We start from the raw sequence: 12,047 nt of genomic DNA, 5'->3' as shown, positions 1-12,047 counted from the left end.
TGGGCTTGGTGAGCGGTGCCCAGCCTACGGGATTTTTCGACCCCATGACCCATCGGGGTCGAGGCTACCCAGGTAGCCGGTGACGATGCGGCTGCCGTCCTTGAGGACGTGGATTTCGATTTGGTCGCTGGCCCAGGTGATGCGATCGCGCAATGCCGAATTCAACACCCGCACCCGTTGATTGCGGGAAGACACCGGAGAGGTGGGATCATGGATAGCCTGGGTTTGGACATAGGGGCCATCGATCAGCAAATCCAACTGGGCTAGGAGGTCGGCGGCTCCGGTGGGGGCATCCTGCCGCTGGAGGGCTTCTAGGGTAAAGCCCGTAAAAGACATCACGTTAAGCCCTGCGGCTTTAATGCGACGCGCCACCTCCGCTAGAGCCGGGGCTTGCCAAAAGGGTTCGCCACCGGAGAAGGTGATGCCTTCGTGGCTGGGCTCGCTGAGAACGGTTTCGACAATTTCCTCAATGGAGACAAGCTGGTTGATCTCAAAGGGCCACGAGGCGGGATTAAAGCAACCTGGACAAGCGCGATCGCAACCCTGCACCCAAACCACCGCCCGACAGCCGGGGCCATTCACCGTAGACTTTTTGATCAAGCCCATTAGATTGACATAACCCGGTGGGATCAGCGTGTCATAGGGATGGGGGACGACGTTCATCATGGGAAGTTTTCAGGAGAGATGACGATGGGGACGGGATAGGGACGGGACGGGGACGGGATGGAAACTTCTAGGCTGAACTGCTCAGGAGAGGGGAATTCTTGGGGGAAGAGAGTCTGCGATTTCCGGTAAATCATGTGTGATTAATGACGTGAATTGGGAATCCTGATAAGTAGAATTACATGGGCCACTGCGTTGCTGCTGTGAGCTTTTTTACCCCATACTCAAAGGAAAACCACGATGACTCGGTTGAATTGGAAAGCAGGGATCGCAACGGTAATGGGTGCGATCGCGGTGTTGGGGTCTGCGGGCTTGGCTCAGGCTCAGTCGCGTATGGACTGGTTAAGTTCGGGTGAGTCAGTGACCTATGAGGGGTATCTGTTTACCGACGAGAATGTCTATGGCATCTGCGACGACAACTGTTCTGATTTGGATATCTATCTCTACGATGCTGGGTCTGGTGAATTGGTTAGTAGTGATACCTTGGTGGATAATCTCCCCATCGTCACCGCCCCCTATGAAGGTAACTTTTTGATCCAGGTGGTTATGGTGGACTGTCTTGCCTCAGCCTGCGAAACTGCGACGGACTCCGACACAGGCTTCTAAGCTAAGCCCGATGGTTAATCTTGCCCCCTCCCTTAGTACGGCATTACGCCTCTAAGGGAGGGGGTTTTTCATGGAGGGTAGCAACCGGTTTCTGGGGTGACCCAGAGTCTATAGGGTCACCCCAGAAACCGGGTTTCTCCACTCGTCAGGGCTAAATCCGTTCGTGGAAGGTACGGCTGATCACGTCCATCTGTTGCTCACGGGTGAGCTTGATGAAGTTGACCGCGTAGCCCGACACCCGGATGGTGAGTTGGGGATACTGCTCAGGATGCTCCATGGCATCCAGTAGGGTTTCCCGGTTCAGCACATTGATATTGATATGGTGGCCGCTGTTGAGGGTATAACCATCCAACAGGCTGACTAGGTTATCAATGCGATCGCCCTCTGTTTTCCCCAGCGCCTTGGGCACGATGGAGAAGGTGTAGGAAATCCCATCCTGGGCGTGCTCATAGGGCAGTTTGGCCACGGATTCTAGAGCGGCAACGGCTCCCTTGGTATCCCGCCCGTGCATGGGGTTGGCCCCAGGGGCAAAGGGTTCCCCGGCCTTGCGGCCATCGGGGGTACTGCCGGTCTTTTTGCCGTAGACCACATTGGAAGTGATGGTGAGGATGGACTGGGTGGGCACGGCATTGCGGTAGGTGGGATGCTGCCGCACCTTGTTCATGAACCGTTCCACCAAATCGGCAGCGATCGCATCCACCCGTTCATCATTGTTGCCAAAGGCGGGATAGTCCCCGGCCAGTTCGTAATCCACTGCCAGCCCGTCATCGTTGCGGATCACCTTCACCTGACTATGCTTGATCGCTGATAGGGCATCCGCCACCACTGACAGCCCCGCTACGCCACAGGCCATGGTGCGATAGACATCGCGATCATGGAGCGCCATTTCCAGGCGCTCGTAGCAGTATTTGTCATGCATATAGTGGATGACGTTGAGGGTGTTGACATACACCCTGGCCAGCCAATCCAGCATCAGGTCATAGCGGGCCATGACCTCGTCGTAGTCCAGCACGTCCCCAGTGATGGGGGCATAGTGGGGGGCGATTTGATCCCCAGATTTTTCATCCTTGCCGCCGTTGATGGCATAGAGTAGGGCTTTGGCCAGGTTCACCCGCGCCCCAAAGAACTGCATTTGCTTGCCGATCTTCATCCCCGATACGCAGCAGGCGATGCCGTAGTCATCCCCGTAGTAGTCCCGCATCAGGTCATCGTTTTCATACTGAATAGAGCTGGTGTCGATGGAAACCTGAGCGCAGTAGCGGCGGAAGTTCAATGGCAACCGCTCGGACCATAGCACCGTTAGGTTGGGTTCCGGCGCAGGGCCAAGGGTATAGAGGGTGTGGAGAAACCGGAAGCTGGTTTTCGTCACTAGGGGTCGCCCGTCATTCCCCATGCCGCCGATGGATTCCGTCACCCAGGTGGGATCACCGGAAAAGAGCTGGTTATAGAGAGGATCCCGCAGGAAGCGCACCATGCGTAGCTTCATGACGAAGTGGTCGATGAATTCCTGGAGTTCAGACTCGGTGAACAGGCCGTTCTGGAGATCGCGATCGCAGTACACATCCAGGAAGGTAGACACCCGGCCCAGGGACATGGCCGCGCCATTCTGTTCCTTCACCGCCCCCAGGTAGCCAAAGTACAGCCACTGGATCGCCTCCTGGGCATTGGCGGCAGGGCGACCAATGTCAAACCCATAGGCGATCGCCATCTCCTTCAGCTCAAACAGGGCGCGGATCTGTTCCGACAGTTCCTCCCGCAGGCGAATCACCTCCTCCGTGATGGCATCCACTTCGAGGGATTCCTGCTGAGCCTTCTTGTCATCAATCAGCCGATCCATCCCATAGAGAGCCACCCGGCGATAGTCACCGATGATTCGGCCCCGACCATAGGCATCCGGCAGTCCGGTGACAATGCCAGATCGGCGCACCAGCCGCATTTCCTTGGTGTAGGCATCAAAGACCCCATCATTGTGGGTCTTGCGGTATTTCGTAAAGACCTCCTCCGTTTGAGGATCCAGCTCGTAGCCGTAGGCTTCCAGGGACTTTTTCACCACCCGGATGCCGCCAAAGGGCATGATCGCCCGCTTCAGGGGTTTGTCCGTTTGCAGGCCGACGATTTGCTCCGCCCCCTGGTCCAGATAGCCAGGAGCATGGGCGGTAATGCTGGTGGGCAGGGCCGTGTCTACGTCGAGGATGCCGCGATCGCGCTCCTCATTCATCAACGCCAAAACCTGCCGCCAAAGCCCCTCAGTACGCTCCGTTGCCCCTGATAGAAACTGAGCATCCCCCTCATAGGGGGCGTAGTTGCTTTGGATGAAGTTACGCACGTCGATGGACTGCATCCAGATTCCGGACTTAAAACCGATCCACTGATCAAACATGGGAAAATCTCCCGTTGAGCTGCTGTGAAGACAAAAGATAAAGAACAGATTTATATGGCGGCTGAAAACCGAATTCTTTATCCCTCCAAACTTATCTGTCTCCAGTGTAGAGTTATCCTCTCGCCCAGGGTGACTACCCCTTAACCAGACGTTTCATCTTCCTGAGAAGAACTAACAGAATATCTCGAAAGGTTGCAAACCAGTCACTTCTCTTGACCTCAGGTTTTCCCAATAGGGCTGGTTCGGCACCCATTCGTGGTCTTTGTACCATGATTTGGCCGTGGTATTAGTGCGATCCCCAGGTTCACGGGCCTTTAAGCCTTATGGTTCTGCCCATGCAGCCCGATAAACTTACCGATAAACTTAACAAGAGTTGAGGTTATTCTTAACTAGATATTTTAACTGAATGTTGCAAATTTCACCTCAAGTAAGGTGTTAGCTTCTCCAGATATTCGCCTTTTCCACCTAAACAAATAACGCTAAAAATTTACGATATATCCTTATTTCTGTCGCCTGTTTCCCTTAGTTTCTCAAAGTAAAAAATAGCCCGTGGCGTCAACTTGATTCATGGTCTGCCCCAACCTTTCTAGCCCATAGGCAAATATCAATAGATGACGGTTTTCTGAGGGCAGGGCAGGCCAGAGGCCCATTCCACAAGCGTAAAGACACAGTCCCCCTTTGGGCATAGAGGTGTTTACCAGGGGTGAGGGGTGAGGGGTGAGGGGTGAGGGTGCTGAGGGGTAAGGGTAGGGAACGGCGGATCTAGGAGGAGGCGTCAACACATCCTACGGGGTCTTAGGACCATTGATCCTTCAGGAATGTATCTATGACTACTCCCCAAGCCACTTCTCCCCAACCCAATGGCAGTTCGTCCCAGTCCCTTGTACCTCCCCGGCCCTGGACTACGGAGTCACCCCCTCTACCCTCCTCATTGGTGGTGCAGTTGCGGGACACCCTAGAACGGCAAGCTTTGGAACCGAGTGTGGCGGCTGAGATCAGCCATTTACTAAAAGACCTGGATCGCCTGCATCAGCGAGATATGGTGTGGGCCTGGGTGCAAGCGGCCCTGACGCCGGAAGGAGAAGCACGGCAGAACCGAGAAGGGCCACCGGACACCCCTACCACCGAAGCCGCCTTGCAGTTACTGATCGATCAAATGCGACAAACCATGGCCACCGCCCCCCTCAGTAAGGCGGTACAGGTGGAGTTATCCCGCCTGTTTACCCTGCTCCCGGCAGTGCGTCAGAGACCGGAGGTGTTGCCGGAATTTGAACTTGCGATCGCAGCCCTCCTAACCCCTGATCCCAAACCGGGTCGTCGGAATCTCCTCTTTGTCCGCTGCTTGCGACGAGAGCTGGCGATTAAGCTAGGCCAGCATCCCAACCCCTTGGCCTGTCTACTGTTACGAACCTCAGGGACGCCCCACCATCGATTGTTATCAGGTCTGACCTGGTTTTTGATGCTCTTTGCAGCCGTACCCGCCACCCTATCGGTCCTGTTTTTTACCAGCGGTGTACGCTACCAGTACTTGGAAATTAATGAGCTGTACGACAGCCTCAAGACCTATGAAGGAGAACTCGCCACCAGCCAAGCCCGATCTGGGTTTCTAGAAACCCAGATCAACAGCGCCCAGGCATTGCTCACCCCCCTAGAACCTCTGATGGCGCAGGAAGAGGCGTCCCTAGCGCAGCAGCAAAACCTGTTGGAGGAACTGCAAACCGGGCTCCAGACCCAGAAAGACCTGCTGGCGGACCTGTCTCGGCAGACCGCCCAGGGGCAGAAGACCCCACCCCTGGAGGTCTCTAGTGCCAACCCAGCACCAGGGCTGACGGAGTCTACCCCCTCTGTCCCTCCCTCTGTCCCTCCCTCTACCCCTATCCCCTCCACCCCGACAGATCAGGCCATCCCCTGGGCAGAGTTGACCACAAACCAGCAGCGCGCGATCGCAATTAGCCAAGACCTTGCCACCCTTAAGACCACCCTGATCCAAGCCTTGGAAGAGCACAACGCCACCCTCCATCGCACCCGCACCCTCATGGACAACGCTCTGACATCCCAAACCTTCTCTGCACCCACCCCAAATCAGGGGAAGACAAGCTCAACAATCGCCATCTCCAGATCAGTGTCCTCCACCTCCAATACCGCCCCGTACCCCTGGAGTGGCACCGCCGAGACCTGGGAACAAATGTTGCAACGCCAGGTGATTCTGGCCCTAGATGGTATTCTCCGAGGCATCGACACCATCGATGTTCCCCTGATTTTGGCCGTCGTTTCCGCTGGAGCCCTAGGGAGTTTTGTCAGCGTTATCGTTCGCGCCAGCGACTTCATCGAACGCCAGCAGCACACCCATCTCGATTTGTTCCTCGTGGGCTTCTTTCGGCCCGTGGTAGGTATGGCCTTCGCCGTTTTCCTAATGGCGGCCCTAGAATCCGGCGTGGTGTCAGGTCTGTTAACGACAGACTCCCCCAAAGCCGCCCAGAAGATCTACTTCTTTATCGCGATCTCCTTTGTAGCGGGTTTTAGTGAGCGGTTAGTCAAAGACATTATGGGCAAGACAGAAGGCTGGGTAGGAGGCAACGATCCCTCCTAGACAGTGATCTGACAGTGATCTCTCCTAGAAGCCGAAATACTCTGTCTAGAGCTGCTTTGGCTCTCGCAATCGCCATAGATCACTAGATTAGACCCCTTGGGCACTCTAAAATTAAGCGATCAGGCAATTGGGAAGGAACATCCTCCGCCATTTTGACCGGGCTGTTCTGGATTCTGCTTGGAAAATGGAAAACCCGCCATGGTCTTTGACCGGCCTTTGGCCATCGCAGATTCCCCTCAAGAAAATGCAAGAAACGGGTGTTATGGCGTTTGCCGTTGGTGACCCTTTGCGTAAACCAACAACAGGAGTTCCTGAAGTCATGGATGTAACTGAATTGCTGACCCGCTATTCTGCGGGAGAGCGAGATTTTCGAGAGGTCAACCTAGCCGGAGCCGATCTCCGCAACCAAAATCCATCCGAAATTAACCTGCGGGAGGCTAACTTGGTGGGTGCAGATTTGCGGGGGGCCATCCTCCGGGGCATTAATCTGCGAGAAGCCAAGTTGATGAAGGCTGACCTGACCGGAGCCCAGATGGTGCTAGGGAATCTGATTGGGTCTAACTTGAGTGACGCCATCGCCATCGACACCAACCTAACGGAGGCAGGACTGCGGGGAGCCCTACTGATACGCGCCAACCTGACTCGCGCCCACATGGAAGACACTAACCTCAACGAGGCCAACCTGGATGAAAGCATTTGTGAGGAGGCCCACCTAGCGCGGGCTAGCCTCAACCGGGCTCGTCTGATCAAGGCTAATCTGACCCGAGCCAACCTAGAAGAGGCCAGCCTCGCCAGCGCCACCCTCACCTATACCCAGTTGGCCGAGGCCAAACTGATGGGGGCAGTGCTTAGCGGAGCCGTGCTAGACATGGCGGATCTTCGGCAAGTGGATCTCAGCCGCGCCAAGCTCCAGGGCTGCAATATGGTCAACACCATTTTGACCCGTGCCAATTTGCGGGGGGCCAACCTGAGCTGGAGTTCCCTGCGGGGGGCAGATCTACGGGGGGCCACGCTCTACCGAGCCAAGCTGAGCTGGTCAAACCTCAGCGGGGCTATCCTCACTGAGGCGGTAATGATCAACGCCAGTATGGATTACACGAATCTACGCAACGCAGACCTGCGGGGTACGATTTTGCCCGATGGGCTTACTCACGAATAGGATAGGCCCCCTCAGAGATCGCGGTGTAGGCAGTCTGAGGCTCGGGGGTCTCGGGGATGGGGGGGCCAAACAGGACTGGGATCGTCGTCGCTAAGGGAAAACGGGCCATCGCCCGTCGCCCCAAGGCACCGAACTGCTGTTGTAACCCAATCAGTTCCAGGTGGGCCAGGGAGGCTACCCGTTCCCAGGTGGGGGTGAGATACCGATGTAGGTTTTCCTGTGCCCAAAGCCAGCGGCTCACGGGCTCTGGGAGGTGATTGCTATAGCGCAGCGGCAGTATCTCTGTCGAAAAAGATTGGGCGTAGGTGGCAGAGAGAAACGGCTGATAGCGATGGGCCGCTGGCGTTTGCTGCATGAGAAAACTCAACACCGTGCCCTGGAGATACTGGCGCAACTGGGCTGTTTCCTCCGTGGGCAACTCCGGCATAAAGGGAATTCGGGTCAAGGCGGGGTTGATATTCTTCGGGTCGCCGACACTGAGGTGGGTACCACCGATGATTGCCACCAAGGCCCGAGGGCCGGAGAGTTGATCAAAGGGACGTAGCTGCTGGGTGGTAATGGGCGTCACACTGTCCTGGGTTCCCGTCACCATCAGGGTGGGCACCGTGATCTGTCGTAGCCCCTCTGGCCCAAAGAGTTGGCCGATGATGGGATTCATGACCACCAATTGGGTGATGCGATCGTCCGCGAGGCTCTGGTCTGGCAGCACTAGGTCCGTGGCGGCACATTGTAACCAGTCGGCGGGGGTCAGGGTGTTAGTTTGGAGGCCCTGACAGAAATGGGTCAGAGCCTGCTGGTCTGGCCTTGCGCCCGCCAAGACTAGCCCGGTATACCCCCCTAGAGAATGGCCCACTAAGGTCACCTCCTCTAGGTTGAAACTCCCCCGCAGGGGAAAAGTAGTTTGATTGATTTCCGCCAGCCGATCTAGCACCAGGGTTACGTCCAAGGGCCGATCGACAAATTCCTGGGCGGGCAAAATCGCCCCGGTGGATTCGGAAAGGGCTGCGACATTACTACCGGGATGCTCAATAGCCACCACCGTGAGGCCGTAGGAGGCGAGATGCTCGGCCAGGTAGGCCAGGAAATAGCGATCAGCCCCAAAGCCATGGGACAGGATTACCAGGGGGCCTCGGGTATGACGGCTCCAGTAAACATCAATGGGAATGCTGCGATCGCGATCGCGGTCCCGTACTTTTAAAGACCAGAGTTTAAATTCAACAGGGCCTGGGGTTGCCGGGTCAAAGGTCGTATCTACCACCGGCGTCGCCTCTAGGGCACGATTGAGCACCCCACTCAGAGCCGCCTGTTCTAGGTGGGACAGCCCCAACTGTACCAGCAGAGAAAGTAACTTCCGGCCCTCAAGCGTCAGGGTTTCCCCTGGCAGCGCCCGAAGAATGGCCAAAATATTAAACCCATTTTCATCTTCAGCCGCTGTCTGTATCGCCTCCTGCAACACCTCAGGATTAACGCCAGGGACCACCGCCAAGAGCCTTTCCAATAGATGTTGGCCGTTGCTAGAGGTCAGCAGTTCAGTGATGAAGCGATCGCTAATAGCCGGATCCAGGCTCAAGGGATTGGTCAGGGTTTGCTGCACCGCCACCGTTAGCAGGGGACGATAAAACCGCAGATGAGGAGGCACCTGGCCCGTTGTCGCCACGGCCTCCAGATCCGCGATCGTCACCGTAGTCTTCAGTACTCCCCAGTCCACCTGTACCTGATCCACGGCCCCTGCACCACCAGCTCCCAGAATGAGCGCACTGCCCCACAGCAGGCCCAAGGTTTGCCCCAGGTAAAGGATCTTGGATTGAATTCCGAGTTGAATGCCTCGGCGCAGGTCTGAGAAGCAGAGTCGCGGCATCGCACCAAAAAAATGCAAGAACTGGTGGGCTACCGTGTATACATAAGTCCTAACACCCTTGCGGGCAAGATGTGTATAAGCAGTAGCCCACCCTGGAAGAGGAATTTAGGGCTTCGACATTAGCTCAGCCGAACAGTGAGGGTCAACAGAGTAGTACCCTGCGGCGTCAATATCCTAACCGTTCTATCGTGGTACACCTCGGCCCCTCACCCTAGCCCTCTCCCAAAGGGAGAGGGGACCAGAACATGTTGGGCTGACGCGACAATAGTGGGCTGATTTACGCCCTGCGGTAGTAGGCTATTTTCGCCAGTCGATACGAGTCGTTGGCCGCTCTCGATAGTGGTCTTTATATTAATCTAATGAATTTAATGAACAATCTAATCAACCTGATCAACAGTTGACAGGGGCATAGAGGTCAAGATTTGTCTCATTCTATCCCCATCACTAGGTGTAATGCCCCTGTACCAGAGCCTACCCCAGTCTTCTAAGATGACCGACATAATTGCTTTTCCTCTAGGAACCTCAAGGGACAGTCATGGCAAGCATCCTCATCGGGGTCATGGGGCCGGGCGAAACCGCCACCACAGCCCAACAAGTCACCGCCCGTGCCCTAGGCACCCACATTGCCCAGCAGGACTGGGTACTCTTGACGGGAGGCCGCAATGTCGGCGTCATGGCCGCCGCCAGTGAAGGGGCTCACAACGCAGGGGGGTTAGTCGTGGGTATCTTGCCAGGAGCCAACACCCAGGGAATGTCACCATTCGTAGACATTCCCATCCTCACGGACCAGGGCCAGGGACGCAATGCGATCAATGTGCTCTCTTGTCAGGTGGTGGTCGCCTGTGGCCTAGGACCGGGTACCCTGGCGGAAATTGGGTTGGCCCTAAAAGCCCAGCGCCCCCTAGTGCTCATGGAAATGCCTCCCACCCTGCCCCCTATGGTCCGAGGGCTAGCCACCAGCCCGGTGACGGTGGCCGCAGAGGTCAGTCAAGCCATTACCCAAATCCATCAGCACCTCCTCCATGGGATATCTGTGTCCCACTAAGGGACTCGCAGAAAATAAAGTCCTAGGGGAAAACCTCTGGTTCCGTGGATTTTGTCCCTCAACGCACGCTACGAAGAAGCTCTAGGAGTCCTGCTGGTTCCGTGGGTTTTGTCCCTCAACCTACGCTATAAAGAAGCGCCAGAGTATCTCCAGGGTTACTGCGTTTTTTTCGGCCACTAGATCACCGGAGGGTGGCGGTAGCGGTAGATTGCTTATGCTAGTAATGATCCTAATTGACCCAACTGAACTTAACCTAACTTGTCCTATGGCAGATTCCCCTCCTCCTTCCAGAGATGATTTTTTAAACCCCCGCAGTCGCTATTGGGGCGAGTTTAGCCTGCCCAATGTCACCTTCAATTCCAATCTGCAAGAATTTGCCAGTAAGGTATCCTACCTGTGCAACTTGGAGACGGGAGGCAAAATCCCCCCTGGCGAAGCCTACGACCAGATCAAGAAACTTTGGAAGGATCTGAAGCGATCTAAAAAAGCGCTTTTGGATACTCCGCTGCCAGAGTTGCCCCCCGAGGAATTAGATTAGAACTTGGGCAATAGCATTTGGGTGATTCCGCCCTTGCCCCGATCGCAACAGACTGGCTTCTCTCAACACAATCGACGCTATGCGCAGCATTGTCGGAACTCTGATTAGTGTGCTGATGTTCGGAGGAGGGCTGGCGGTCCTGCAAATGCCTCGCCTCCAGGCTCGCACCAGCCAACAAACCATCGACGTAGATGCAGAAGCTGCTGCCCAAGCATTAACTGGGGCTCAGCTCGAACTGTGGAAATCAGCTCCTGCTCTGGGCTTTGATAACCTGGTGGCTGACTGGACCTTCTTGGGCTTTTTGCAGTATTTCGGTAATAGCGAGGCACGGGCAGCGACGGATTATAGCGTCACGCCCCAGTTCTTTGAGGTGATCGTCAATCGCGATCCCTACTTTATGGGCGCTTACCTGTTTCTATGGGGAACGGTTTCCTTCTACGCCGCCCAGCCAGAAACCACGGTGCGCCTTTTAGAGCAAGGGATCGAAAGCCTTTCCCCCACCTTTCCCCCGGAGTCCTACATTTTGTGGCGATACAAGGCTATTGATGAACTGTTGTTTTTAGGGGATGCCCAGGCCGCTCAGCGGTCCTTTACCACCGCTGCCCAGTGGGCGGATCAATCCTCTGCCCCCGGAGCCGCCAATGCGGCCAATGTTTCCCGTAATACGGCAGAGTTTCTGAAGCAGGATCCGGACAGTACCGAAGCCCAGGTCAACTCCTGGTTCCAGATCTGGTCTAATGCGGTCAATGAGGAAACCCAGGCGGTCGCGTTGGAACGCATTCGGAATCTTGGGTTTGACCTCGTTTTTGAGGGCGATCGGGCCACCTTGGTTCCCCTCCAGCCCTAGTCCCGAAAGGCAGAAGGCAGAAGGCAGAAAGGGAATTCCATGCCACAAAGGGATTGCCCCTACGGAACACAGGAGAGGCAGAGCCTCCGACAAAGTTACCCAGGCAGAGCCAGAGCACCAGAACACAAATTCCATGGGCGACATCCTGCATTGGGCGCGGAAATCGCGCCCCTACAGCGACATCCTGAATTGGGCGCGGCATCTCTGCGGTGCATTGCTTCGCGTGGGCGAAGCCGCGCCTTAGCGCTATGCACCCTACGGGAAATTCAATTCAAAACTCAAAACTCAAAACTCTCTGTCACCTCTCCCCCACCCCATCACTCCCCCACCCCATCACCCCATCACTCCCCCACCCCATCAC

9 protein-coding genes are annotated in these 12,047 nt (G+C 55.9%); 6 read left to right on the top strand and 3 right to left on the bottom strand.

Translation table 11 applies throughout. The annotated features are described in order from the left end of the window. Positions 1-24 precede the first annotated feature (24 nt). Entirely contained in the window at positions 25-666 is a 642-nt protein-coding gene (locus LEP6406_RS0201025; protein WP_008311509.1) for a 4Fe-4S single cluster domain-containing protein, read from the bottom strand. A 237-nt stretch (positions 667-903) separates the two neighbouring features. Between LEP6406_RS0201025 and LEP6406_RS0201020 the strand changes: the two genes are divergently transcribed. Next, positions 904-1,269 carry a hypothetical protein gene (locus tag LEP6406_RS0201020; protein ID WP_008311510.1) on the top strand — a complete coding sequence of 122 codons (366 nt, stop codon included), beginning with the start codon at positions 904-906 and terminating at the stop codon, positions 1,267-1,269. Between the two features lie 151 nt (positions 1,270-1,420). On the opposite strand, the gene pflB is transcribed toward LEP6406_RS0201020, so the two are convergent. Beyond that, positions 1,421-3,649, bottom strand: coding sequence for a formate C-acetyltransferase (pflB, locus tag LEP6406_RS0201015; protein ID WP_008311511.1), 2,229 nt, complete (start codon positions 3,647-3,649; stop codon positions 1,421-1,423). Between the two features lie 826 nt (positions 3,650-4,475). Here pflB and LEP6406_RS0201005 point away from each other — a divergent pair. Together LEP6406_RS0201005 and LEP6406_RS0201000 are read left to right on the top strand one after the other, a co-directional pair. Next, a complete protein-coding gene (locus LEP6406_RS0201005) occupies positions 4,476-6,239 on the top strand; it encodes a hypothetical protein (protein ID WP_008311512.1) in 1,764 nt (587 codons plus the stop codon). A gap of 319 nt (positions 6,240-6,558) precedes the next feature. Beyond that, a complete protein-coding gene (locus tag LEP6406_RS0201000; protein WP_008311513.1) occupies positions 6,559-7,398 on the top strand; it encodes a pentapeptide repeat-containing protein in 840 nt (279 codons plus the stop codon). Here the strand turns inward: LEP6406_RS0201000 and LEP6406_RS26140 are convergent. Then, positions 7,385-9,256 carry an alpha/beta hydrolase gene (locus LEP6406_RS26140; protein ID WP_008311514.1) on the bottom strand — a complete coding sequence of 624 codons (1,872 nt, stop codon included), beginning with the start codon at positions 9,254-9,256 and terminating at the stop codon, positions 7,385-7,387. The two genes, LEP6406_RS0201000 and LEP6406_RS26140, sit on opposite strands and share 14 nt — an antisense overlap. A gap of 535 nt (positions 9,257-9,791) precedes the next feature. On the opposite strand from LEP6406_RS26140, the gene LEP6406_RS0200990 reads away from it, so the two are divergent. The 3 genes from LEP6406_RS0200990 to LEP6406_RS0200980 all read left to right on the top strand — a co-directional run bounded on the left by LEP6406_RS0200990 (position 9,792) and on the right by LEP6406_RS0200980 (position 11,686). Continuing rightward, a complete protein-coding gene (locus LEP6406_RS0200990; RefSeq protein WP_008311515.1) occupies positions 9,792-10,301 on the top strand; it encodes an SLOG cluster 4 domain-containing protein in 510 nt (169 codons plus the stop codon). Between the two features lie 265 nt (positions 10,302-10,566). After that, on the top strand, positions 10,567-10,839 hold the full coding sequence (locus LEP6406_RS0200985) for a DUF7219 family protein (RefSeq protein ID WP_008311516.1): 273 nt from the start codon (positions 10,567-10,569) through the stop codon (positions 10,837-10,839). A gap of 79 nt (positions 10,840-10,918) precedes the next feature. Beyond that, positions 10,919-11,686, top strand: a complete 768-nt coding sequence (locus LEP6406_RS0200980) for a hypothetical protein (RefSeq protein WP_008311518.1) — start codon at positions 10,919-10,921, stop codon at positions 11,684-11,686. Positions 11,687-12,047 lie beyond the last annotated feature (361 nt).

Origin of the sequence: Leptolyngbya sp. PCC 6406, from assembly GCF_000332095.2 — a bacterium.
In the GTDB taxonomy this organism is placed as follows: Bacteria; Cyanobacteriota; Cyanobacteriia; order Phormidesmidales; family Phormidesmidaceae; genus PCC-6406.
This window is presented reverse-complemented; position numbering and strand designations above follow the sequence as displayed.